Origin of the sequence: Modestobacter versicolor, from assembly GCF_014195485.1 — a bacterium.
In the GTDB taxonomy this organism is placed as follows: domain Bacteria; phylum Actinomycetota; class Actinomycetes; order Mycobacteriales; family Geodermatophilaceae; genus Modestobacter; species Modestobacter versicolor.
The window spans coordinates 2345596-2369127 of sequence record NZ_JACIBU010000001.1 but is presented as its reverse complement, the minus strand read 5'-3'; the positions used below and the strand labels follow the sequence as shown (position 1 = coordinate 2369127).

Below are 23532 nucleotides of genomic sequence, written 5' to 3'. Positions count from 1 at the left end.
TTGAGGAGCAATCACCGTGGCTGACTTCCGCCTCGTCGCCGAGCCCCGCACCGAGTTCGGCAAGGGCAGCGCCCGCCGCACCCGCCGGGCCGGTCGCGTCCCCGCCGTCCTGTACGGGCACGGCCAGGACGTCGTCCACCTGTCGCTGCCGGCCCGCGAGTTCGCCGCGGCCCTGCGCAACGGCGGCACCAACGTGCTGCTGACCATCGAGCTCGACGGCAAGGACCAGCTCGCGCTGACCAAGGCCGTGCAGCGCGACCCGATCACCCGCGTGCACGAGCACGTCGACCTGCTGCTGGTCCGCCGCGGCGAGAAGACCACCGTCGACGTCCCGGTGATCATCGTCGGCGAGCCGGCCCCCGACACGATCAGCAACCACCAGCTGAACACCGTGTCCCTCGAGGCCGACGCCACCGACCTGCCCGAGTCGATCGAGGTCGACATCACCGGCCGCACCGCGGGCAACGGCATCACCGCCGGCGACCTGCCGCTGCCGGCCGGCGCGACGCTGATCACCGACCCGGAGGCGCTGGTCATCGGCTTCCTGGGCGCCCCGACCGCTGCCCAGCTGGAGGAGGAGCTCGCCGAGGCCGAGGCCGAGGCCGGCATCGAGCGCGACGAGTCCGACGCCGACGGCGACGTCGTGGGCGAGCCGTCCGACCAGGGCGGCGGCGAGTCCATCGAGGCCGCCAACAGCGACGACAAGTGAGCCCGGCGCACACCGGGGCACTGAGCTGAGCGAGAGCACGACCCGCAGGGGCGCCGGCACCGCCGGCGCCCCTGCGGCGTCTCCCGACCCCGTGTCCGAGGGGCCATTCCTGGTCGTCGGCCTCGGCAACCCCGGGCCCGGCTACGCCGGCAACCGGCACAACGTCGGGGCGATGGTGCTGGCCGAGCTGGCGTCCCGGGCCGGCGTGCGGCTGTCGGCGGGCAAGGGCCCGCGGGCCCGGGCGCTGTCCGGCGAGGGCCGGCTGGCCGGCCGCCGGGTCGTGCTGGCCCAGCCGCTGACCTACATGAACGAGTCTGGCGGGCCGGTGCGGGGGCTGCTCGACTACCACCACCTGCCCGCCACCGACCTGGTCGTGGTGCACGACGAGCTGGACATCCCCTTCGAGGCCGTGCGGCTCAAGCGCGGCGGGGGAGAGGGCGGCCACAACGGCCTGCGGTCGATCTCCCGGTCCACCGGGACCCGCGACTACCTGCGGGTGCGCGTCGGCATCGGCCGCCCGCCCGGTCGGCAGGACCCGGCCGACTTCGTGCTCAAGGACTTCTCGGCCACCGAGCGCAAGACCCTCGACCTGCTCGTCGTCGAGGCAGCCGACGCCACCGAGCTGCTGCTCGAACGGGGCCTGGAAGCCGCGCAGAACACGGTCCACCCCCGCAGCTGAGCACCCGCCGTCCGCGGGCGTCGCACGGACGGGTGGCCGCAGGCGCCCGGGGTGCCCCATCGGGTGAACGCGGCCGGAAGTGATTGCCCCCGCAGTGACTATCTGTGATGGTTACTCAGCGTCGCCACGAAACGAGCCCGACCTGGTGCAAATCGCCAGCTGGGCCGCTCGTCCGTGTTGATGCGATCACGTGCAGTCACCGTCTCGTCCTGGGGGGAACGTTGCTTCTCGAACGCGCTGAGCAGGTCCGTGCTGTCGACCACGCAACTCCGGCTCCCGCCGGCTCCAGGTCGGCACCGCGGCACCTCTCCGTCACCGCCCCTCCGGTCCACCGGCCCGACCGCTGGGCCACCCGGCACCGGGTCCGGCTGGTGGTCACCGAGACGCTGCTGGCCGCTGCGGCGGCGACCATCGTGCTCCTCGCGCTCGACGGCCCGGTCCCCGTGGCCAGCGGCCTGTTCTGGGCCAGCGCGTCCGTCGTCCTCGCCTGGCCGGCGCTGCTCGCCATCACCGGCGCCTACGAGGAGCGGTCCTTCGGCATCGGGAGCGACGAGTTCCACCGCGTCTCCCGCGCCGGGCTGCTCCTGCTCGCCGGGCTCGGGTTCGTCAGCTACGCCGCCGACCTGGACCTCAGCCGCGCGCTCGTCGTCGTCGCGGTGCCCTCGCTCGCCCTGGTCACCCTCGTCGGGCGCTACGCCGCCCGGCGGTCGCTGCACCGCCAGCGGGTGCAGGGTCGCTGCGTCAAGCGCGTGGTGGTCGTCGGCCGCGGCGGCGCCGTGCTCGAGCTCGTCGACCGGCTCCGCCGCACCTCCCACGCCGGCCTGGAGGTGGTGGCCGCCTGCGTCACCCCCGACGACCGGGCCCGGGTCGCCCGGGCGGTCGACCTGCCGGTCGCCGGCCTGGACGACGTGCTGGAGACCGCGCGGCGGATGAACGCCGACACCATCGCCGTCACCTCGGCCAGCGAGACCGCCTCCAAGTACCTGCGCTCGCTGTCCTGGCAGCTGGAGGGCACCGGCATGGAGCTCCTCGTCGCCCCCGGCCTCGTCGAGGTCGCCGGCCCGCGGCTGCACATCCGCCCCTTCGACGGGCTGCCGCTGCTCTCCGTCGAGCAGCCCCGCTTCGAGGGCTGGCGCCGGGTGGTCAAGGGCGCCATCGACCGCTCGGTCGCCCTCGCGGCCCTGGTCTTCCTCGCCCCGGTCTTCGGCGCCCTGGCGCTGGCGGTGCGGGTGTCCAGCCCGGGCCCGGTCTTCTACCGCCAGCAGCGGGTCGGCCTGAACGGTCGGGAGTTCACCATGCTCAAGTTCCGCAGCATGGTGCCCGGCGCCGACCAGCAGGTCGCCGGCCTCTCCGACGGGAACGACGCCGACGGCCTGCTCTTCAAGATCCGGCACGACCCCCGGGTCACCCCGGTCGGCCGGTGGCTGCGCCGGCTCTCGCTGGACGAGCTGCCGCAGCTGGTCAACGTGCTCACCGGCAGCATGTCGCTGGTCGGCCCGCGGCCCCCGCTGCCGCAGGAGGTCGCCCGCTACGACACCTCGGTCAGCCGCCGGCTGCTGGTGAAGCCCGGCCTGACCGGCCTGTGGCAGATCTCCGGTCGCAGCGACCTGCCGTGGGAGGAGGCCGTCCGGCTGGACCTCCGCTACGTGGAGAACTGGTCGCTCGCCCTCGACGTGCAGATCCTCTGGAAGACCGCGCGCGCCGTGGTCACCGCCTCCGGCGCGTACTGACCCCTCCCGCTCCGCGGCCCACCGGCACCCTGCCGGTGGGCCGCGGAGCGCGTGCCGGGGTCGGGAGCAGGGGCCCCCGGGCCCGGCCGACCTCGGGCGCGACCGTCGGATCCGCGGGCTAACCTGGGAAACGGGCCCCCGCGCGCACCCGGCGCGTCGTGTTGCGGCCCCCAGATCTGGGAGTGGCCTCCGTGAGCTTGCGCGGCGTGCTGGACGTCGTCCTGACCGACCCCGGCCTGGCGCAGGTGGTCGCGCAGGCCGGCTCCGCCGAGCTGGCGGTCACCGCGGCGCCGCCGGTCCAGCCGCTGGTCGCCGCGGCGCTGGCCGCCCGCGCGCCGGGCGCCGGCGTGCCGGTGCTGGTGGTGACGGCGGGTGAGCGGGACGCCGACGCGCTGGCCACCCTGCTGCGCTGCTTCGTCCCCGACCACCGGGTCGAGGTCTTCCCGGCCTGGGAGACGCTGCCGCACGAGCGGCTCAGCCCGCGCGCGGACACCGTCGGTCGCCGGCTGGCCGTGCTCCGCGACCTGACCCACCCCGGCGAGAACGGCACCATCGACGTGCTCGTCGCGCCGGTGCGCAGCGTGCTGCAGCCGCTCGCCCCCGGGCTCGGCGACCTGGTGCCGGTGGAGCTGCGGCCGGGCGCCTCCGCCGACCTCGACGTCGTCGCCCAGGCGCTGTCCGACGCCGCCTACAGCCGGGTGGAGCTGGTCGAGAAGCGCGGCGAGTTCGCCGTCCGCGGTGGCCTGCTCGACGTCTTCCCGCCCACCGAGCCGCACCCGGTGCGGGTGGAGTTCTGGGGCGACGAGGTCGACGAGCTGCGCTACTTCTCCGCCGCCGACCAGCGCTCCCTCGACGAGCGCCCCGAGCGGCTGTGGGCCCCGCCGTGCCGCGAGCTGCTGCTCACCGACGAGGTGCGCGCCCGCGCCACCCAGCTGGCGGTCGACCACCCGGAGCTGGCCGAGGTCGCCGGCAAGCTGGCCGAGGGCATCGCCGTCGAGGGCATGGAGTCGCTCATCCCGGCGCTCATCGGTGGCGAGCAGATGCAGCTGCTCACCGACCTGGTCGCGGCCGGCACGCACGTGCTGGTGTGCGACCCCGAGCGGGTGCGCAGCCGCGCGGCGGACCTGGTGCGCACCGCCGAGGAGTTCCTCGCCGCGTCCTGGCAGACCGCCGCCGAGGCCGGGCAGGCGCCGATCGACCTGGGGGCGTCGTCCTTCCAGGACCTCGCCGACGTCGAGTCCGCCGCCCGCCGCCGCGGGCTGCCGTGGTGGACGACGGGCGTGTTCACCCTCAGCCCGGACGACGACGAGGCGCACGTGACCCTGGACGCCACCGGCGTCGAGCGGTTCCACGGCGACCAGGAGCGGGCCTTCGAGCAGCTGCGCAGCTGGGGCCGCGACGGCTGGCGGGTGGTGCTCACCTTCGCCGGTCCCGGGCCCGCCCAGCGCGCCGCCGACCAGCTCACCGAGGCCGACCTCGGCGCCCGGCTGGTGCCCGGCATCGAGGCCGCCCCGGAGCCCGGCCCGACCCTGATCACCCAGGGCAACCTGGAGTCCGGCTTCGCCTTCCCGTCGGTCGGCCTGGCGCTGGTCACCGAAGGCGACCTCACCGGCCAGCGCGGCACCTCGATGAAGGACGCCACCAAGATGCCGGCCCGGCGGCGCAACGCCGTCGACCTGGTGCAGCTGCAGCCCGGTGACCTGGTGGTGCACGAGCAGCACGGGATCGGCCGCTACGTGGAGATGGTCAGCCGCACCGTGCACGGCGGCCAGCGCGACTACCTGATCGTCGAGTACGCCCCCGGCAAGCGGAACCAGCCGCCGGACCGGCTCTTCGTGCCGACCGACTCCCTCGACCAGCTGACCCGCTACGTCGGCGGCGAGGCCCCGGCGCTGTCCAAGCTCGGCGGCGCCGACTGGCAGAAGACCAAGAGCCAGGCGCGCAAGGCGGTCAAGCAGATCGCCGCGGAGCTCATCCGGCTGTACTCGGCCCGGATGGCGACCAAGGGCCACGCCTTCGGCCCGGACACCGTCTGGCAGCGCGAGCTCGAGGACGCCTTCCCGTTCCAGGAGACCCCCGACCAGCTGGCCGCGATCGACGAGGTCAAGGCCGACATGGCCCAGCCGGTGCCGATGGACCGGATCATCTGCGGCGACGTCGGCTACGGGAAGACCGAGATCGCGGTGCGCGCCGCGTTCAAGGCGGTGCAGGACGGCAAGCAGGTCGCCGTCCTGGTGCCGACGACGCTGCTGGCCAACCAGCACTACAAGACCTTCGCCGAGCGGATGGCGCAGTTCCCGGTCACCGTGAAGGTGCTCTCCCGCTTCCAGTCCGCGTCCGAGAGCACCGAGGTGCTCCGCCAGCTGGCCGCCGGGGAGATCGACATCCTGGTCGGCACCCACCGGCTGCTCCAGCCGACCACCCGGTTCAAGGACCTCGGCCTGGTCATCGTCGACGAGGAGCAGCGCTTCGGGGTCGAGCACAAGGAGTACCTGAAGAGCGTCCGGACGGCGGTCGACGTGCTGTCGATGTCGGCCACCCCGATCCCGCGCACCCTGGAGATGAGCCTCACCGGCATCCGCGAGATGTCGACGATCCTCACCCCGCCCGAGGAGCGGCACCCGGTGCTGACCTACGTCGGGGCCTGGGACGACAAGCAGATGGCCGCGGCGATCCGCCGCGAACTGCTCCGCGACGGCCAGGTCTTCGTCATCCACAACCGGGTGCAGTCGATCGACAAGGCGGCGGCCAAGATCCGGGCCCTGGTGCCCGAGGCCCGGGTGGCGGTCGGCCACGGCCAGATGAAGGAGCACCAGCTCGAGGAGATCATGGTCGGCTTCTGGGAGAAGGAGTACGACGTCCTGGTCGCCACCACGATCGTCGAGTCCGGGCTGGACATCCCCAACGCCAACACCCTGATCGTCGACCGGGCCGACACCTTCGGCCTCTCCCAGCTGCACCAGATCCGCGGCCGGGTCGGCCGGGGCCGGGAGCGGGCGTACGCCTACTTCACCTACGACCCGTCCCGTCCGCTGACCGAGACCTCGGTCGACCGGCTGACCACCATCGCGCACAACACCGACCTCGGGGCCGGCATGGCCGTGGCGATGAAGGACCTGGAGATCCGCGGCTCGGGCAACCTGCTCGGTGGCGAGCAGTCCGGGCACATCGCCGGGGTCGGCTTCGACCTCTACGTCCGGCTGGTCGGGGAGGCGGTCAGCGACTACCGCGCCCAGGCCACCGGCGAGTCCCCGGCGGTGGAGCCGGCCGAGGTCCGGGTCGACCTGCCGGTCGACGCGCACCTGCCGCACGACTACGTGACCGGCGAGCGGCTGCGGATGGAGGCCTACCGCAAGGTCGCCGCCGTGCAGGACGACGAGCAGGCGCAGGCGGTGCTCGACGAGCTCACCGACCGGTACGGCGCCGCACCCGCCCCGGTGCTCAACCTGCTCGCGGTCGCCCGGTTCCGGGCGGCGATGCGGGCGCTGGGCGTCACCGAGGTGTCGATGCAGGGCAAGTCGATCCGGGTGGGCCCGGTGGACCTGCGCGAGTCGCAGGTGATGAAGCTCGCCCGGCTGGCCGACGGCGCCACCTTCAAGGAGGCGGTGCGCACGGTGTCGATCAAGGTGCCGGTGGGCCCGGACCGGCGCACGCCGCTGCGCGACGTCGCCCTGCTGGAGAAGCTGCACGCGCTGCTGTCCGCCGTCCTCGAGCAAGCCGTCGCCGTCGCCTAGCGAACGGAGCGCGGTGTGCGACACGGGTCACACCCGTGTGGCACGCTCGCCCGCGTGCAGCGCCGCAGACTCCTCGCCGTCCTGCTCGTGGGTGCCGCTGGCCTGGGTGGGCTGGCCGGCTGCCGGACCTCGCCCAACGTCGCCGCCTACGTCGGTGACGAGCAGGTCACCGTCGCCGAGCTGGACGACGCGGTGGCCGAACGCCTCGCCGACCCGGACATCGCCGCCTACGCCGAGGCCGACCGCACCGGCTTCACCCGGCAGGTGCTGAGCCTCCAGGTGGGCGAGGAGGTCTACGCCGCCGTGGCCCGCCGCTACGACGTCGAGGTCACCGACGCCGAGGTCCGCGACCGGCTGGCCGAGCTCCTGGGCGACAACGACCCGGACGCCGTCTACGCCCAGGTCGCCCAGCAGCAGGGGGCCAACCGCGACGACGTGTTCGAGAACGTCCGCCAGCAGCTGGTCCGCCAGCGGGTCGCCGTCGCCGAGGGCGAGGCCGACCTCTCCGACGCCGCGCTGCGGGCGCGCTACGACGAGTCGGCCGATGAGCTGACCCAGACCGAGCTCGGCATCATCACCGTGCCCGACCAGCCGACCGCCGACGGCGTGCTCGCCCAGCTGACCGCCGACCCGGGCACCTACCCGGCGCTGGCCACCCAGTTCGCCGGCGGCAACACGCTGCCCGCCGTCGAGCCGTTCGCCGGCGCGGACGTGCCCGAGGTGCTGGCCGAGCAGGTCGCCGGCACGGCGGCCGGGCAGGGCTTCACCCGGGCGGTGCCCGAGGCCGGCGGCGTGGTGGTCGGCTTCGTCCGCGCGGTCACGGTGCCGGCCTTCGCCGACGTCCGCGACCAGCTCGCCGAGCAGGCCGCCGGTGAGGCGGAGGAGGCCGGGGCCGCCCGGGTCACCGCGGTCCGCGACGACCTCGACCTGGACGTCAACCCGCGCTACGGCGTGCTGGACGAGGACCGGGTGGTGGCCGGCGAGGGCGGGGTCGTGCAGCTGCTCGAGGACGCCGGCGGGGCGGGTGCCGCTGACGCCGGTGCGGGCGCTGCCGGAGACTGACCGGGTGCCCGTCGCGCTCCTCGTCACCGTCAGCCCCCGCCTGCCCGGCCTGCTCGCCCCGGTGGGCTGGCGGGCGGTCACCACCTCCCCGCTCGTCCTCGCCCTCCCCGGGGCCGCCGCGACCGCTGCTGCGCTGCGCGCCGAGGGGCTCGCGGTCACCGGCGTCGCCGACCCCGAGGCGGCCGCCGGTGCCGCGGCCGGCACCACCGACGCCGTCCTGCTGGCCACCGCCGACGAGGCGGCCGGCTGGACGGTGCCCCGGGTCGACGGCGCACCGGAGCCGCCCGGCGTCCGGCTGCTGGACGTGGTGGCGGTGATGGACCGGCTGCGCTCGCCCGGTGGGTGCCCCTGGGACGCCGAGCAGACCCACGCCTCGCTGCGCGGCTACCTGCTGGAGGAGGCGCACGAGGCCTACGACGCCATCGTCGACGACGACCCGGTGGCGATGCGCGAGGAGCTCGGCGACGTGCTGCTGCAGGTCGCCTTCCACGCCCGGGTGGCCGCCGAGGCCGACCCCGCGCGGCGGTTCGACGTCGACGACGTCGCCGGTGACCTGGTCGACAAGCTGGTCCGCCGGCACCCGCACGTCTTCGCCGACGCCGGCCCGCGGGACGTGGCGCAGGTCGAGGCCGGCTGGGACGAGATCAAGAAGACCGAGAAGCAGCGCCGGTCGCCGACCGAGGGGGTGTCCCGCTCGCAGCCGGCCACCTCGTGGGGTGCCGCGCTGGCCCGCCGGGCCGCCCGCGCCGGGCTGCCGACCCCGCCGCCGGCCGAGCTGCCCGAGGACAGCCCCGAGGCGCTGGGGGAGCGGCTGCTCGGGGTCGTCGTCGCGGCCGCGGAGCGGGGCTGGGACGTCGAGGACGCGCTGCGCGAGGCGGTGCGCCGCTACGCCGGCGAGCTGGACGCCGCAGCGCTCGCCAGGGCCGACTGACAGCTAGGCGTGACCGGGCGCCCGCGGGTCGGAGCCCAGCAGCTGGGGGAGCCAGAAGAGCACCGGGGCGACCAGCGCGGTGGCCACCAGGAAGCCGGCCACCCCGCTGCTGTCGACGTAGGCCCAGAGCAGGCCGAGCACCGGCGCCAGCAGCGGGAAGACGCCGTCGGCGCGGACCTGCCGGGCGAGGCCCACGTCGGTGGCCTGCGGGTCGACCGCGGCCTGGCGGAGGTCGCCGCGCGGCTCGCGGTCCCGCACCCGGCCGGAGGGCCACACCTCGGCGCCGTCGACCACCGGGAGCACCAGCCGGTCCCGCGCCGGGTCGCCGTGCACCTCCAGCCGGGTGCCCGGGGCCAGCCGGTCCAGCTCGGGCGTCCAGTGCACCGGCACCCAGCGCAGTCCGGCGGAGCTGTCCAGCTCCAGCCAGCTGCGCACCAGCAGGCCCTGCCGGACGACGACGTGGGTCGCGGTGAGCCGGACGACCGGGCGGTTCCGCAGCCGCGGCCGGCCGAGCAGCCGGGCGAGCGTCAGGGCGGCGGTCGCCAGCAGCACCACGACGACGGCGAACAGCCCGAACAGCACGTCGCCGACCGCGGCGGAGGCGGCGTCCCCGTCGGTGTGCACCAGCGACCCGTCCGGCGTCCCGGGGTCGTAGCGCACCGGGAGCTCCGCGCCGACCGGCACGTCAAGCGCCCGGTCCAGCTCTACCGTGCCGGTGCGCTCCGCGCCGTCCTCGCCGGTGAAGGTGAGGTCCAGCCCGCGCCCGTCCGGCGCCGTGCCGACCTCGGTGACCGTCGCCGTCGCGGTGGCCGTGGCGGCGCTCAGCGGGGCCCTCACGTCGGCCAGCCGCAGCGGCAGCACGACCAGCAGGACGACGCCCACCGCGAGCACCGGGAGCAGGCCCAGCAGCAGCTGGCGGGCCGCGCGCCGGTGCGGGCGGGGCGTGGTCGGGGAGGTCGGCGGCGGGGTCATCGCGGGCCATCGTCCCAGCTGGACCCGGGTGTTCTGCCGCCGTGTGCCGGGGCGTCCCCGCCGGGGTGTCCCGCGCACCCCACCGGGCTGGCTAGGCTGCAGCCCGTGGCCAGCATCGATGCAGTAGGCGCGCGGGAGATCCTCGACTCGCGCGGAAACCCCACCGTCGAGGTCGAGGTCGCACTCGACGACGGGACGATCACCCGGGCCGCCGTGCCCAGCGGCGCCTCGACCGGCGCCTTCGAGGCGGTGGAGCTCCGGGACGGCGGTGACCGCTACAACGGCAAGGGCGTGACCCAGGCCGTCGACGGCGTCCTGGACGTCATCGGCCCCGAGCTCGTCGGCTTCGAGGCCTCCGAGCAGCGCCTGGTCGACCAGCGGTTGATCGACCTCGACGGCACCCCGGACAAGTCCCGGCTCGGCGCCAACGCGATCCTCGGCGTCAGCCTCGCCGTCGCGAAGGCCGCCGCGGAGTCCGCGGGCCTGCCGCTGTTCCGCTACGTCGGTGGCCCCGCGGCGCACCTGCTGCCGGTGCCGATGATGAACATCCTCAACGGTGGCGCCCACGCCGACAGCAACGTCGACGTGCAGGAGTTCATGATCGCCCCGATCGGCGCGGCGACCTTCGCCGAGGCGCTCGCGGTGGGCACCGAGACCTACCACGCGCTGAAGTCGGTGCTGAAGAAGCGCGGGCTGTCGACCGGCCTGGGCGACGAGGGCGGGTTCGCCCCCTCGCTGCCGAGCAACCGGGACGCCCTGGACCTCATCGTCGAGGCGGTGGAGAAGGCCGGCTACGGCGTCGGCACCGACATCGCCTTCGCCCTGGACGTCGCCGCCACCGAGTTCCACAGCGAGGCCGGCTACGCCTTCGAGGGCAAGACGCTGAGCTCCGGCGACCTCACCGAGTACTACGCCGGCCTGGTCGACGCCTACCCGATCGTCTCGATCGAGGACCCGCTGTCCGAGGAGGACTGGGACGGCTGGGTGGCGCTCACCGAGGCCCTCGGCGACCGGGTGCAGATCGTCGGCGACGACCTGTTCGTCACCAACCCGGCCCGGCTGGCCGACGGCATCGCCCGCGGTGCGGCCAACGCGCTGCTGGTGAAGGTCAACCAGATCGGCACGCTCACCGAGACCCTCGACGCGGTGACCATGGCCCACCGGGGCGGCTACCGCTCGATGATGAGCCACCGCTCGGGCGAGACCGAGGACACCACGATCGCCGACCTCGCGGTCGCGCTGGACTGCGGGCAGATCAAGACCGGTGCCCCGGCCCGCAGCGAGCGCGTGGCCAAGTACAACCAGCTGCTGCGGATCGAGGAGGAGCTCGACGACGCCGCCCGCTACGCCGGCGCCGCCGCGTTCCCGCGCCTCGCCCGCGGCTGACCGGAGCATGAGCCAGGCCCGCCCGCGCCGCGGCAGGTCCGGTGGCAGCCGCCGCCGGACCCCGTCGCGGCCGGTGCGGGCCGGTGCGCGCGCCCAGGCCGACAGCCGGCCCGGGCGGCGCACCACCCGCCGTCCGGCGCGCAGCACCACCCCGCGGCGCGGACCGCGGTTCACCGGCCGGGCGGTGATGCTCGGCGCCCTCGTGCTGCTGCTCGCGCTGACCCTGGCCGGGCCGCTGCGCCAGTACGTGGCCGGCCGGCAGGAGCTGGCCGAGCTGGCCGCCGAGCGCGACGCGCTGACCCAGCGGGCGGCCGAGCTGCAGTCCCAGCTGGACCGGCAGTCCGACCCGGCCTACATCTCCCAGGAGGCCCGGGAACGGCTGACGATGGTGCTGCCCGGCGACCGGCTGATCATCGTCGGTGACGCAGGGGGCCCGGGGGACACCGCCGACGCACCGGCCGAGAGCGCCGACGAGCAGACCGACGTGCCCTGGTACGAGGCGCTGCTCGGTTCCGTCGCCGCGGCCGACGGCGACCCCCCTGCGCCGGCCGGCTAGCCGGCTGACGGACACTCATCGGGTGCCCAGTCCCGACCCCGCGGCCGTCGCCCCGCCCTCGCCGCCGGTCACCGAGGCCGAGCGCGCCGTCATCGGCCGCCAGCTCGGGCGCCCGCCGCGTGCCCTGGTCGGCGTCGCGCACCGCTGCCCGTGCGGTCAGCCCGACGTCGTCGAGACCTCGCCCCGGCTCGAGGACGGCACCCCGTTCCCCACGCTGTACTACCTGACCTGCCCGCGGGCCACCGCCGCCGCCAGCCGGCTGGAGTCGGCCGGGCGGATGCGGGAGTGGCAGGAGGAGCTCGGCACCGACCCGGAGCTCGCCGCCGCCTACCGCGCGGCGCACGAGTCGTTCCTGGCCACCCGGGACGCGCGCGACGTGCTGCCCACCCGGGCCAGCGCCGGCGGCATGCCCGACCGGGTCAAGTGCCTGCACGCGCTCGCCGGCCACGCGCTGGCCGCCGGCCCGGGCGTGAACCCCATCGGCGACCGGGCGGTCGCCGAGATGGGGGAGTGGTGGGCCGCCGGCCCCTGCGCCCAGCCGTCCGCCCAGGACCCCGAGGACGTGAGATGACGCGAGTTGCTGCCATCGACTGCGGCACCAACTCGATCCGGCTGCTGGTCGCCGACGTGCCGCCGGAGGGTGCGCACACCGACCTGCTGCGCCGGATGGAGGTCGTCCGGCTCGGCCAGGGGGTCGACGCGACCGGGCGGCTCGCGCCCGAGGCGATCGAGCGCACCCGGGTGGTGCTCGCCGAGTACGCCGCCCAGGCGCGCGAGCTCGGCGCGGAGCGGGTCCGGATGGTCGCCACCAGCGCCAGCCGGGACGCCGCCAACCGGGCGGACTTCGAGGCGATGGTGACCGCGACGCTGGGCCAGCTGCCCGACGTCGTCCCGGGGGTGGAGGAGGCCGAGCTCTCCTACCTGGGGGCGACCGCCTCGCTGGCCGCCGCGGCCCGGGTGCACGGCGCCGAGCCGCCCCGCCCGCCGTTCCTGGTCGTCGACATCGGCGGTGGGTCGACCGAGTTCGTGCTCGGTGACGCAGGCGGGGTGCGCGCCGCGCGGTCGGTCGACGTCGGTTGCGTGCGGCTCACCGAGCGGCACCTGCGCAGCGACCCGCCCCCGCCCGACGAGGTGCAGGCCGCCGAGGCCGACATCCGCGCGGCGCTGGAGCAGGTGGTGGCCGACGTCCCCGTGCACCAGGCGGCCACGCTGGTCGGGCTGGCCGGCTCGGTGACCACCGTGGCCGCGCTGGCCCTGGGGCTCCCGGCCTACGACCCGGTCGCCATCCACGGCTCCCGCATCCCGGTGTCCGCCGTCCGCTCGGTCAGCGCCGGGCTGCTCACGGCCAGCCGGGCCAAGCGCGCCGCCCACCCCGTCATGCACCCGGGGCGGGTCGACGTCATCGGCGCCGGCGCCCTGGTGCTTCGGGTGGTCATGGACGCCTTCGACCTGGAGGAGGTCGTGGTCAGCGAGCACGACATCCTCGACGGCATCGCGCTCCGCCTCGCCCGGCCCTGACGCCGCCTGCGGCGGCTAGGCCGCGCTGTCGGTGTTCACGCCGGGCGGCAGGTGCCCGGTCAGCTTCTGGTAGGCCGCTGCTGCGCCGCGGGCGGCGACCAGCCGGCCCGAGGCGTACAGCACGCCGGACACCGCGGCCCAGGCCAGCGCGTCGGGCCAGGTGACGCCGGGGGCGGCCGGGTTCTTCGGCGGCGGGTAGCCGCGCACCTTGAGCCACGCGGTGTCGGCTGCCTTCTTGACCACGATGCCGGCCGGGATCGCCATCGCCGGGCCCAGCAGCTTGTACAGCAGCGGGGTCTTCACCTTCGGGGCCTTCGTCTTCGTCGCCACGGCGGTGATCATGCCCGCCGGAGGGGCGCCGGGAACCATCTGGTCTATTGGGGGCGTGGCACGCGACGCCGACGGCTTCCCCGTCACCCGCAGCGCGGCCGGCGTGCTGCGCGCGGCCGCCGGCACCCGCGCGCTCACCGTGCTCGACGAGCGGATCTCCGGCTGCCGGGCCTGCCCGCGGCTGGTCGCCTGGCGCGAGGAGGTCGCCCAGGTCAAGCGCGCCTCGTTCCGCGAGGAGGACTACTGGGGCCGCCCGGTGCCCGGGCTCGGCCCGGCCGACGCGCGGATCGCCGTCGTCGGGCTGGCCCCGGCGGCGCACGGCGGGAACCGGACCGGCCGGGTGTTCACCGGCGACCGCAGCGGCGACTGGATCTTCGCCGCGCTCTGGCGGGCGGGTCTGGCCAACCAGCCGACGTCGGTGCACAAGGACGACGGCCTGGAGCTGACCGACGTCCGGGTCTGCGCCGCGGTGCGCTGCGCCCCGCCGGCCAACGCGCCGACCCCGGAGGAGCGGGACACCTGCTCCCCGTGGCTGGCCCGGGAGCTGGCGCTGCTGCCGCGGCTGCGGGTGGTCGTCGTCCTCGGTGGCTTCGGCTGGACGGCGCTGTGGCCGGTGCTCAGCGCGGCCGGGTACGCGCTGCCCCGGCCGCGGCCGGCGTTCGGGCACGGGGCGGAGGTGACCCTGACCGGCCCGCACGGGACCCTCACCCTGCTGGGCAGCTACCACGTGAGCCAGCAGAACACCTTCACCGGACGGCTCACCGAGCCGATGCTGGACGCCGTGCTCGGCCGCGCCACGGAGCTGGCAAGCTCTGACCGCTGAGGCCCCCGTAGCCCAACCGGCAGAGGCAGGCCCCTTAAAAGGGTCACAGTGTGGGTTCGACCCCCACCGGGGGCACCCGTCCGGGTGGTGCCGGCCACGTGGGAACTCGCCGGGCCGACCTGGCGTTGGACCAGACAGCGTGGGGTGGACCAAGCTGTGCCCCACCGACCGACCAGTCACCTCGAGGAGATGACGATGCCCAGCAGCAACCCGGCCTTCAGTCGGGGCTTCCCCGCGGCCGGCAGCCAGTCCGGCGGCTGGGGCGCAGGCCCGCAGCAGACGTACGGTGGCGCGCCCACCCAGTACGACCCGTACTCGGCTCCGTCGCCCTACGCGGCCACCGGCCGCGCCTACATGACGATGGACGACGTCGTCGCCAAGACCGGCATCAGCTTCCTGGTGACGGTGCTCTCCGCCGCCGTCACCTGGGCCGTGCTGCCCCAGTCGCTGGCGTGGGGTCTGGCGATCCCGGCCGTCCTCGTCGCGTTCGTGCTCGGCCTGGTGATCTCGTTCAAGCAGATCGCCAACCCGGCGGCGACGCTGGCCTACGGGATCCTCTACGGTGTCGCGCTCGGCGCGATCAGCGAGGCCTTCAACGACATCTACCCCGGCATCGTCATGCAGGCGCTCATCGGCACGTTCGGCGTCTTCGCCGGCATGCTGGTCGTCTACAAGACCGGTGCCATCCGGGTCACCCCGAAGCTCACCCGCTGGGTCGTCGGTGCCGCCGTCGGCGCGCTGGTGCTGCTGCTGGTCAACTTCCTGGTCGGCCTGTTCAGCGACGGTGACGCGCTGGGTCTGCGCGAGGGCGGCCCGGTCGCCATCGGCTTCAGCCTGCTGATGATCGGCATCGCGGCGTTCATGCTGCTGCTGGACTTCGACGCTGCCGACGAGGCCATCCGCCGCGGCGTCGCGCCGAAGTTCGCCTGGTACATCGCCTTCGGCCTGCTCGTCACGGTCATCTGGCTGTACATCGAGATCCTGCGGCTGCTGAGCTACTTCCGCGAGTGATCTGAGCACCTGCACCACACGACCGTGGCCCGGTCCCCGCGAGGGGGCCGGGCCACGGTCGTGTCCGGGGGTGCACTCACACCTCGCTCGTTGATCATGGGCGTCATGCCGCTGACATGCCGGTGGGCGGCGTGTCCGGCGGTCAGACGCCCATGATCAACGGGCCGGGCCGGGGGCTCAGGAGAGGCGCTCGAGCACCATCGCCATGCCCTGCCCGCCGCCGACGCACATCGTCTCCAGGCCGAACTGGCCGTCGCGGGCGCGCAGGCCGTTGAGCAGGGTGCCGGTGATCCGGGCGCCGGTCATCCCGAACGGGTGGCCGACAGCGATCGCCCCGCCGTGCACGTTGAGCTTGTCGATGTCGATGCCCAGGTCCCGGTAGCTCGGGATGACCTGCGCGGCGAAGGCCTCGTTGATCTCGACCAGGTCGATGTCGGAGATCGACATGCCCGCGCGGGCCAGCGCCTGCTTCGTCGCATCGACCGGGCCGTAGCCCATGATCTCCGGCGAGAGCCCGGTGACGCCGGTGGAGACGATCCGGGCCAGCGGGGTGATGCCCAGGTCCTGCGCCTTGCGGTCGCTCATGATCACCAGGGCGGCCGCGCCGTCGTTGAGCGGGCAGGCGTTGCCGGCGGTGACCCGGCCGTCGGGGCGGAACACCGGCTTGAGGCCGGCGATGCCCTCGAGCGTGGTGCCGGCCCGCGGGCCGTCGTCGGTGCTGACCACGGTGCCGTCGGGGAGCGTCACCGGGGTGATCTCGCGCTCCCAGAAGCCGTCGGCGATGGCCTGCTCGGCCAGGTTCTGGCTGCGGACGGCGAACTCGTCCATCTCCTGCCGGGAGACGTCCTTGACCAGCGCCAGGTTCTCCGCGGTCTGGCCCATCGAGATGTAGGCGTCGGGCAGCTCGCCGTCCTCGCGCGGGTCGCGCCAGGAGTCGGCGCCGCTCTCGGCGGCCTTGGCCACCTTGGCGGCGGCGGCCTCGAAGCGCGGGTTCTGGGTGTCCGGGATGGCGTCGGAGTTGCCCTTGACGAAGCGGGACACCATCTCGACACCGGCGGAGATGAAGACGTCGCCCTCACCGGCCTTGATCGCGTGCAGCGCCATCCGGGTGGTCTGCAGCGACGAGGAGCAGTAGCGGGTGACCGTCGTCCCGGGCAGGTGGTCCATGCCCATCAGGACGGCGACGATCCGGCCCATGTTGTAGCCCTGCTCGCCACCGGGGAGACCGCAGCCGAGCATCAGGTCGTCGATGTCGGTCGGGTCCAGCTGCGGCACCTGGTCCAGCGCGGCGCGGGTGATGGTGGCGGCCAGGTCGTCGGGGCGCAGGTCCTTCAGCGACCCCTTGAACGCGCGGCCGATGGGTGAGCGGGCGGCGGCGACGATGACGGCTTCGGGCATGGGGTCCTCCACGATGAGGCGCGCCACCCCGCGGGCGGCGACGGACGTCGGGTCGTCCTCAAGCTACCCCCGGGTACGCCGCGGCCCAGCGGGCGCGGCGCACCCGCTCAGGAGGGGACGGCGGTGCGCGCAGCCTCGTCGGCCTGCTCGGCCGTGGGGATCTCGACCGGGCGACGCCGGCGCAGCCGGGCCCACGGGCCGCGCGGCCCGCTCTCCGCGCCGCGGACCTCGGTGGGCTGCACCTCGGTCCCGGTGCGCCCGGCCGCCTTGGCCGCGGCGCGCGCGACCGGGCGGACGGTGTCCCGCCGCAGCCGCAGGCCCCGGTCGGCCGCGGCCGGCCAGACGCCGAGCGCGTCGGCGATCGAGGGCAGCAGCGACGCGGCGGCGGCTGCGTAGCCGGCCGCCGATGGGTGGAACTCGTCGTTGCTGAACAGCGTGCGGTCGGTGGCGAAGGAGGGGCCGAGCACCGATCCCAGCGAGACGGTGCGCCCGCCCTCGGCGACGACGGCGATGGTCTGCGCGGCGGCGAGCTGGCGGCTCCACCGCCGGGCCAGCACCCGCAGCGGCTGGGCGATCGGGCGGATCGTGCCGAGGTCGGGGCAGGTGCCGACGACGACCTGGCAGCCGGCGTCGATCAGCGTGCGGACCGCCTCGGCGAGCGCCCGGACCGACTCCGCGGGCCGGGCCCGGCTGGTGACGTCGTTGGCGCCGATCATGATCAGGACGACGTCGGGGCGCTCGGGCAGCGCCTGCTCGACCTGGGCGGCGAGGTCGCGGGAGACGGCGCCCGACTTCGCGAACTTGACCAGCCGGATCGGCCGCTCGGCCAGCTCGGCCAGCGCCGCGGCGATGAGCACGCCGGGGGTCTCGCCGGCGGCGTCGACGCCCAGCCCGACGGCGCTGGAGTCGCCCAGCACCGCGAAGACGATCGGCTTGCCCCGGCCACGCCCGTAGACGCCGTTGCCGGTGGGCGGGTCGGCCTGGGCCCGGTTGGCGGTCACCCGGCGCCGTGCGGCCCGGGCCTCCTCGCGCAGGAGGGTCACCAGTGCGGCCCCCGCCAGCCCCACGCCGCCGCCGCCGTACACGGCGCCGGTCGCCAGCCGCCGCGCTCTGCTCGCTCGCGTCACCCGGCCCCGTCCTCTCCTCCGGCCCCCGGGACCGCGTCCTGCGGCTGGGAGCTGATCATCAGGCTATCCACCCCCTACCGTGGGGCCGTGGCCGACCGAGCTGACCTCACCCCTGCTGGCGAGAACCCCGACGACACGCAGCGCCAGCAGCAGATCGTCGACGTGCTCGTCGACGCCTTCTCGGTGCTGATGCAGGCAGATGCCGACGCGTTCCGCACCAAGTTCCGCAAGATGGCCGCCGACCCGTTCGCGTTCTACCGCGGCTCGGCCTGCCTGTTCTACGCCGACATGGCGACGCTGGAGGACCGCTGGTGTGACGAGCGGACGTCGCGGGTGTGGATCCAGGGTGACCTGCACGCCGAGAACTTCGGCACCTACATGGACGGCGCCGGCCGCATCGTGTTCGACGTCAACGACTTCGACGAGGCCTACCTGGGCCACGTGAGCTGGGACCTGCGCCGGTTCGCGGCCAGCTTCGCGCTGCTGGCCTGGCGCAAGGCCCTCGGCGACGACGTCATCGGCGACATGCTCGGCACCTTCCTGGGCTCCTACCTCGACCAGGTCGAGGCGTTCACCCGCTCCGACGACGACCGGTCGTTCGCCCTCCTCCGGGAGAACACCGAGGGCGCGGTGCACGACGTCGTCCTGGCCACCACCGCCCGCACCCGGCTGGACCTGCTGGGCCGGCTGACCGTGGTGGAGAACTACGAGCGCCGGTTCGCCGACCGCCCGCGCAACCGGCGGCTGGACGACGACGAGCGCGCGGTCGTGCTCGCCGCGATCGACCGCTACCGGGAGACCGTGCACCCGCCCCGACGGCGCCGGGACGTCGCCTACGACGTCAAGGACGTGGTGGGCACCGGGGGCTTCGGCATCGGCAGCGCCGGGCTGCCCGCCTACAACGTGCTGCTCGAGGGGTACGACCAGGCGCTGGAGAACGACGTCGTGCTGTCGGTCAAGCAGGGCAACGTGGCCGCGCCGAGCCGCATCGTGCGCGACCCCGAGATCCGCGCCTACTTCGAGCACGAGGGCCACCGCACCGCCGTCAGCCAGCGGGCGCTGCAGGCCAACGCCTCCCAGTTCCTCGGGCACACCGAGATCGACGGCGTGGGCTTCGTGGTCGCCGAGCTGTCGCCCTACGAGGTGGACCTGGACTGGGACGACCTGACCGAGCCCGACGAGATCTCACCCGTCCTGGCCCAGCTCGGGCGGGCGACGGCGAAGCTGCACTGCGTGGGCGACGCCGACAGCGACCACACCCTGGTGCCGTTCCAGACCGAGGAGGCGATCAGCACGATGATCGGCGGGCGCCGCGACGAGTTCATCGCCGACCTCGTCGACTTCGCCCACGGCTACGCCCAGCGCACCCGCGAGGACCACCGGCTCTTCGTCGACGCGTTCCGGGCCGGCCAGATCCCCGGGATCAGCTCCAGCGGGGCGCACCCGATCCGCTGAGCCGGGTCAGCGGATCGGCAGCTCGATGACCATCCCGCGGTGCGGCCCGACCGGGCGCAGGTCGTACTCGTCGGTGACCACGGTGAAGCCGATCCGCTCGTAGAACCCGACGGCGGCCTTCCGGGCGTCGCACCAGACCAGGTCGCCGCCCCGCGCCGCGACCCGGGTGAGCCCCTCGGCGACCAGCGCGCGGCCGGCGCCGAGCCCGCGCACCCGCGGGTCGGTGGCCATGCCGCGCAGCTGCCAGGAGCCCTCGCCGGGCCGCCACGGGCAGTCCCGGGGGTGGAAGCGGACGACGCCGACGATCTCGTCGCCGTCCAGCCGGGCGGCCAGGTGCAGGGTGTAGGGGGCGTCGTCCTCGTCGATCTCCACCGGGCGGCCCTGGCGCAGCTCCTGGGCGCGGAGCGGGTAGGTCGCCGCGGCGTCGACCTGCTCGATGGTGATCGTCCCGGTAGGCGCCTCGCTGCTCACCGGTCCATTGTCCCGCGCCGCTGTGCGCGTTGCCGGAACGGCCCCGCTGCAGGGGCCCGCGTCGAGCTTGCGAGGCGTGGGGGGCAGCGGGGTCCTTCAGCTCACCGAGATCGCCGCCCCCTCCGGGCGCGCAGGTAGTCGGCGACGACGTACTCGCCCAGCCGGTCGCTGTCGGGCTGGAACACCCGGCCGCCGGCCCGCGCGGTGATGTCGTGCACGAACTCCACCAGCGCCGGTTCCGGGTCCAGCGCGAACACGTTGAGGGTCGCGCCCGAGCGGGCCACCCGCTCCACCTCGGCGACCGTGCGGGCGATCGTCTCCGGCATCGGCGGCCAGCAGAAGTACGGCGTCCCGTCGTCCTCGAGGTGCGCCGTCGGCTCGCCGTCGGTGACCACCAGGACCACGGGCTCGGCGTCGCGGTGCCGGCCCAGGAAGCGGCGGGCCAGCATCAGGCCGTGCTGCAGGTTCGTGCCCTGCAGGGTGTCGACGCTGAGCTCGGCGAGCGTCTCCGGCCGCAGCACCTGCGCGGTGGAGGAGAAGCCGATGATCTCGATGGCGTCCTGCGGGAACCGGGTGGTCACCAGCGAGTGCAGCGCCATCGCGGTCGACTTCGCCGCGCCCCAGGTGCCGCGCAGCGCCATCGAGTAGGAGAGGTCGACCAGCAGCGCCACGGCCGCGCCGGTGCGCCGCTCGGTCTCCACCACCTCGAAGTCCTCGACGGCGATCTGCACCCGCCGCTGCCCGTCGCCGCGCGGCGAGCCGGCGTTGCGCAGCACCGCGTTGCGCACCGTCCGGACGACGTCCAGCGGCTGCTCGTCGCCGAACCGCCACTCCCGCGAGGCCCCGGTCAGCTCACCGGCCGCCCCGGCGTCGGCGACGTCGTGCTCGCCCCGGCCGGCGGCGTCGAGCTTCGCGAACACCCGGCGCAGAGCGGTGGCGCCCAGCCGCCGCACCGCCTTGGGCGAGAGCTGCAGCGCCCCGTCGGAGCGCTGCAGGTAGCCCTGCCGCTCCAGCTCGCGCTCCAGCCGGCGCAGCGCGGCCAGGTCGTCGACGGCGGAGCGGCCCAGCGCCTGCTCCAGCAGCTCTTCGTCGACGTCGGCCAGCGACGCCCCGGCGTAGCCCTGGGACAGCTGCTGGGACAGCGACTCCAGGTCGGCCAGCTCGGCGACCGCGGTCGTGGCGTCGCCCATGCCCAGGCCCTGCTCGCCGTCAGGCACCGGGCCGCGCTGGCCCCAGGGCAGGTCGGGGCGGGCCTGGCGCAGCGCGTCGGACAGGTGGGCCATCTCGCTCTGCAGCCCCAGGTCGCCCATCGCCTGGCCCATGAGGTCCTGCAGCTCGGCGCGCTGCTCGGCGGACAGGCCGGCCAGCATCCGCTCCTGGGCCGCCGCCCGGCGGGCCAGCGAGTCGATCAGCTCCTCGACCGACTGCGGGTCGTCGGGGAAGAACTGCCCGTGCTTCGCCATGAACTCGGCGAACTGCTGGTCGGTGTCCTCGCCGCGGTTGTGCGCGTCGACCAGCGCGGAGAGGTCGGCGACCATGTCCTTGACGGCCTGCATCGCGGCGCCGTCGCCGTCCTGCATCTGCTGCAGCGCCTGCTTCATCCCCTGGAAGGAGCTGTCGAGCACCTCCTGGCGCAGCAGGTCCTGGATCTGCTGGTAGGCCTGGGCGGCCTCCGGCGAGCGCCACTGGTGGTCCTTGAGCGCGCGCACGGCACCGGCGGTGTCCTGCGGCAGGGAGTCCAGCTCGGCCTCGGCCAGCCGGGCGGCGTCGTCCGGGTCGGGGAAGAGCGCGCTCCGCTCGGCCTCCACGGCCTGGTCGAGCAGCTCGCGGACCTGCTCCAGGGTGCCGTCCATCCGGCCCGCCTGGCGGGCCTCGCGCAGCCGGTCGCGGACCGACCGGCGCAGCGCGTCCAGCCCGCGCCGGCCGTCGATGCCGCGGCGCAGCAGGTCGCGCATCGCCTCGCGCACGCCGCTGCCGGCCAGCACCTGGTCGCCGATCTCGTCGACGGCGGCCGCGACGTCGTAGGGCGGGGCGAGCGGGTCCGGCCCGCCGCGCCACTGCCCGTACCGGTAGCCCTTCGGGCGGCGTCCGGCCACGTCAGGCCCCGTAGATCGTGCGGCCGCCGTCGGTGTCCTTGGCCAGCCGCCGGGTGAGGTACAGCCCCTCCAGCGCGAACTCCACCGCCGCGGCCGCCTGCTCGGCGGACTGCTCGCCCTCGGGCACGCCGAGCCGGCCGAGCAGCTGGGCCAGGTGCGGGATCGTGCCGAGCTGGCCCAGCAGCGCCGCTGCCGGCACCAGGTCACCGGACTCGACCGTGTCGCCACCGGTGAAGTGCTCCTGCAGCCCGGTGAGGTCCAGGCCGCCGCAGCGGGCCCGGAACGTCTGCGCCGTCGCCTGCCGCAGCAGGTGCTCGAGCACCTCCAGGTCGCGGTCGTCGTCGTTGTCGGTGCCGGCGTCGGCGAACTCGACCTTGCCGCGGCTGGCCGGGACGACGCTCGGCAGGTCGACGACCCGGGCCACCGGCCGCGACTCGCCGGCCACCGCGGCCCGGCGGACGGCGGAGGCGGCGACCGTCTCCAGCCCGGCGATCGCGAACCGGGCGCTGACCCCGGAGCGCTGGTCGACGTGGCTGGACTCGCGGACCAGCCGGGTGAACCGGGCGACGATCTCGACCAGGTGCGCGGGCACCAGCGGCGCCTCGGCCCCGGTGCCGCTCAGCCAGCCGGTCTGCGCCTCCTGCTCGAGCAGGCGCACCTCGTCGGCGAGCTCGATCGGGTAGTGGGTGCGCACCTCGGCGCCGAACCGGTCCTTGAGCGGGGTGATGATCCGGCCACGGTTGGTGTAGTCCTCGGGGTTGGCGCTGGCGACCAGCAGCAGGTCCAGCGGCAGCCGCACCCGGTAGCCGCGGATCTGGATGTCGCGCTCCTCCAGCACGTTGAGCAGCGCCACCTGGATCCGCTCGGCGAGGTCGGGCAGCTCGTTGACGCTGAAGATGCCGCGGTTGGTGCGCGGGACCAGGCCATAGTGCACGGTCTCCGGGTCGCCGAGGGTGCGGCCCTCGGCCACCTTGATCGGGTCGACGTCGCCGATCAGGTCGCCGACGCTGGTGTCGGGGGTGGCCAGCTTCTCGCCGAAGCGCTCGCTGCGGTGCAGCCAGCCGACCGGGGTGGCGTCGCCGTGCTCGGCGACCTGCCGGCGCCCCCAGACGCTGATCGGCTGCAGCGGGTGCTCGTTGAGCTCGCTGCCGACCAGCACCGGCGTCCACTCGTCGAGCAGGCCGACCAGGGTGCGGATGAGCCGGGTCTTGCCCTGGCCGCGCTCGCCGAGCAGGACCAGGTCGTGCCCGGCGATGAGCGCGCGCTCGACCTCGGGGACGACGGTGTCCTCGAACCCGACGATTCCGGGCAGCGAGGGCTCACCGGCGGCGAGCCGGGCGAGCAGGTTGTCGCGGATCTCGGCCTTGACCGGCTTCGGGGTGGCCCCGCTCGCGCGGAGCTCGCCCAGGGTGGTGGGAGCGGGAGGGGTGGGGGACTGCGAGGTCCCCAGCGGTGCGGCGTCCGTCACCTCGACCACGGTACGACGGGGATGTGACAGGCGGGTGCTCCGTCGTCCCGCCCGGTGGCGGGCTGCGAGGATCGTC

At 74.8% G+C, this 23532-nt stretch carries 20 protein-coding genes and 1 tRNA gene; 14 read left to right on the top strand and 7 right to left on the bottom strand.

The window, feature by feature from the left end; genetic code table 11:
* The first annotated feature begins 16 nt into the window (after nucleotides 1-16).
* From FHX36_RS11590 to FHX36_RS11565, 6 genes are all read left to right on the top strand, one after another.
* A complete protein-coding gene (locus tag FHX36_RS11590) occupies nucleotides 17-709 on the top strand; it encodes a 50S ribosomal protein L25/general stress protein Ctc (protein WP_110552640.1) in 693 nt (230 codons plus the stop codon).
* Between the two features lie 91 nt (nucleotides 710-800).
* Nucleotides 801-1388 (top strand): aminoacyl-tRNA hydrolase, encoded by a 588-nt coding sequence (pth, locus tag FHX36_RS11585; RefSeq protein ID WP_110552641.1) that lies wholly within the window; start codon nucleotides 801-803, stop codon nucleotides 1386-1388.
* Nucleotides 1389-1759: 371 nt separating this feature from the next.
* Nucleotides 1760-3118 carry a sugar transferase gene (locus FHX36_RS11580; RefSeq protein WP_110552642.1) on the top strand — a complete coding sequence of 453 codons (1359 nt, stop codon included), beginning with the start codon at nucleotides 1760-1762 and terminating at the stop codon, nucleotides 3116-3118.
* Nucleotides 3119-3309: 191 nt separating this feature from the next.
* On the top strand, nucleotides 3310-6852 hold the full coding sequence (gene mfd / locus FHX36_RS11575) for a transcription-repair coupling factor (protein WP_110553929.1): 3543 nt from the start codon (nucleotides 3310-3312) through the stop codon (nucleotides 6850-6852).
* A gap of 54 nt (nucleotides 6853-6906) precedes the next feature.
* Nucleotides 6907-7914: a peptidylprolyl isomerase gene (locus FHX36_RS11570; protein ID WP_181428919.1), complete on the top strand. Its 1008-nt coding sequence runs from the start codon at nucleotides 6907-6909 to the stop codon at nucleotides 7912-7914.
* Nucleotides 7915-7918: 4 nt separating this feature from the next.
* Complete coding sequence (locus FHX36_RS11565) at nucleotides 7919-8845, top strand: MazG nucleotide pyrophosphohydrolase domain-containing protein (RefSeq protein ID WP_183513752.1); 927 nt, start codon at nucleotides 7919-7921, stop codon at nucleotides 8843-8845.
* Nucleotides 8846-8848: 3 nt separating this feature from the next.
* Here the strand turns inward: FHX36_RS11565 and FHX36_RS11560 are convergent, their stop codons facing one another.
* On the bottom strand, nucleotides 8849-9817 hold the full coding sequence (locus tag FHX36_RS11560; RefSeq protein ID WP_183513751.1) for a DUF3592 domain-containing protein: 969 nt from the start codon (nucleotides 9815-9817) through the stop codon (nucleotides 8849-8851).
* 105 nt (nucleotides 9818-9922) lie between these two features.
* Between FHX36_RS11560 and eno the strand changes: the two genes are divergently transcribed.
* Genes eno through FHX36_RS11540 form a run of 4 tightly spaced genes read left to right on the top strand, consistent with a single transcriptional unit; the run spans nucleotide 9923 to nucleotide 13277 of the window.
* Entirely contained in the window at nucleotides 9923-11203 is a 1281-nt protein-coding gene (eno, locus tag FHX36_RS11555; protein ID WP_110554344.1) for a phosphopyruvate hydratase, read from the top strand.
* Nucleotides 11204-11210: 7 nt separating this feature from the next.
* A complete protein-coding gene (locus FHX36_RS11550) occupies nucleotides 11211-11759 on the top strand; it encodes an FtsB family cell division protein (protein WP_221202864.1) in 549 nt (182 codons plus the stop codon).
* A 22-nt stretch (nucleotides 11760-11781) separates the two neighbouring features.
* The gene (locus FHX36_RS11545) at nucleotides 11782-12330 is read left to right on the top strand and encodes a DUF501 domain-containing protein (RefSeq protein ID WP_110553795.1); all 549 of its coding nucleotides are present in this window, start codon (nucleotides 11782-11784) and stop codon (nucleotides 12328-12330) included.
* Nucleotides 12327-13277: a Ppx/GppA phosphatase family protein gene (locus FHX36_RS11540; RefSeq protein ID WP_110553797.1), complete on the top strand. Its 951-nt coding sequence runs from the start codon at nucleotides 12327-12329 to the stop codon at nucleotides 13275-13277. The genes FHX36_RS11545 and FHX36_RS11540 overlap by 4 nt, the downstream gene beginning before the upstream one ends.
* Before the next feature lie 15 nt (nucleotides 13278-13292).
* Here the strand turns inward: FHX36_RS11540 and FHX36_RS11535 are convergent, their stop codons facing one another.
* Entirely contained in the window at nucleotides 13293-13607 is a 315-nt protein-coding gene (locus FHX36_RS11535; protein WP_110553799.1) for a DUF4235 domain-containing protein, read from the bottom strand.
* Nucleotides 13608-13662: 55 nt separating this feature from the next.
* On the opposite strand from FHX36_RS11535, the gene FHX36_RS11530 reads away from it, so the two are divergent.
* The 3 genes from FHX36_RS11530 (at nucleotide 13663) to FHX36_RS11520 (ending at nucleotide 15441) form a co-directional block, all read left to right on the top strand.
* Nucleotides 13663-14430 (top strand): uracil-DNA glycosylase, encoded by a 768-nt coding sequence (locus tag FHX36_RS11530; protein ID WP_181428903.1) that lies wholly within the window; start codon nucleotides 13663-13665, stop codon nucleotides 14428-14430.
* A 1-nt stretch (nucleotide 14431) separates the two neighbouring features.
* A tRNA-Leu gene (locus FHX36_RS11525) sits at nucleotides 14432-14505 on the top strand.
* Between the two features lie 120 nt (nucleotides 14506-14625).
* Nucleotides 14626-15441, top strand: a complete 816-nt coding sequence (locus tag FHX36_RS11520) for a Bax inhibitor-1/YccA family protein (RefSeq protein WP_110553802.1) — start codon at nucleotides 14626-14628, stop codon at nucleotides 15439-15441.
* A 177-nt stretch (nucleotides 15442-15618) separates the two neighbouring features.
* Here the strand turns inward: FHX36_RS11520 and FHX36_RS11515 are convergent, their stop codons facing one another.
* Together FHX36_RS11515 and FHX36_RS11510 are read right to left on the bottom strand one after the other, a co-directional pair.
* Entirely contained in the window at nucleotides 15619-16839 is a 1221-nt protein-coding gene (locus FHX36_RS11515) for an acetyl-CoA C-acetyltransferase (RefSeq protein WP_110553804.1), read from the bottom strand.
* Between the two features lie 107 nt (nucleotides 16840-16946).
* A complete protein-coding gene (locus FHX36_RS11510) occupies nucleotides 16947-17966 on the bottom strand; it encodes a GDSL-type esterase/lipase family protein (protein ID WP_183513750.1) in 1020 nt (339 codons plus the stop codon).
* An 87-nt stretch (nucleotides 17967-18053) separates the two neighbouring features.
* Between FHX36_RS11510 and FHX36_RS11505 the strand changes: the two genes are divergently transcribed.
* Nucleotides 18054-19421, top strand: coding sequence for a DUF2252 domain-containing protein (locus FHX36_RS11505; protein ID WP_110554234.1), 1368 nt, complete (start codon nucleotides 18054-18056; stop codon nucleotides 19419-19421).
* Between the two features lie 6 nt (nucleotides 19422-19427).
* On the opposite strand, the gene FHX36_RS11500 is transcribed toward FHX36_RS11505, so the two are convergent.
* From FHX36_RS11500 to FHX36_RS11490, 3 genes are all read right to left on the bottom strand, one after another.
* Nucleotides 19428-19892 (bottom strand): GNAT family N-acetyltransferase, encoded by a 465-nt coding sequence (locus FHX36_RS11500; protein WP_110554233.1) that lies wholly within the window; start codon nucleotides 19890-19892, stop codon nucleotides 19428-19430.
* Between the two features lie 101 nt (nucleotides 19893-19993).
* Complete coding sequence (locus FHX36_RS23945) at nucleotides 19994-21988, bottom strand: VWA domain-containing protein (RefSeq protein ID WP_183513749.1); 1995 nt, start codon at nucleotides 21986-21988, stop codon at nucleotides 19994-19996.
* Nucleotide 21989: 1 nt separating this feature from the next.
* Nucleotides 21990-23456: a sigma 54-interacting transcriptional regulator gene (locus tag FHX36_RS11490; RefSeq protein ID WP_181428956.1), complete on the bottom strand. Its 1467-nt coding sequence runs from the start codon at nucleotides 23454-23456 to the stop codon at nucleotides 21990-21992.
* Nucleotides 23457-23532 lie beyond the last annotated feature (76 nt).

What these genes read in the sequence shown, in the direction of transcription:
- FHX36_RS11540 (WP_110553797.1), top strand. Translation starts at nt 12,327, where the DNA reads ATGACGCGAGTTGCTGCCATCGACTGCGGCACCAACTCGATCCGGCTG.
- FHX36_RS11550 (WP_221202864.1), top strand. Translation starts at nt 11,211, where the DNA reads ATGAGCCAGGCCCGCCCGCGCCGCGGCAGGTCCGGTGGCAGCCGCCGC.
- FHX36_RS11520 (WP_110553802.1), top strand. Translation starts at nt 14,626, where the DNA reads ATGCCCAGCAGCAACCCGGCCTTCAGTCGGGGCTTCCCCGCGGCCGGC.
- FHX36_RS11515 (WP_110553804.1), bottom strand. Translation starts at nt 16,839, where the DNA reads ATGCCCGAAGCCGTCATCGTCGCCGCCGCCCGCTCACCCATCGGCCGC.
- FHX36_RS11560 (WP_183513751.1), bottom strand. Translation starts at nt 9,817, where the DNA reads ATGACCCCGCCGCCGACCTCCCCGACCACGCCCCGCCCGCACCGGCGC.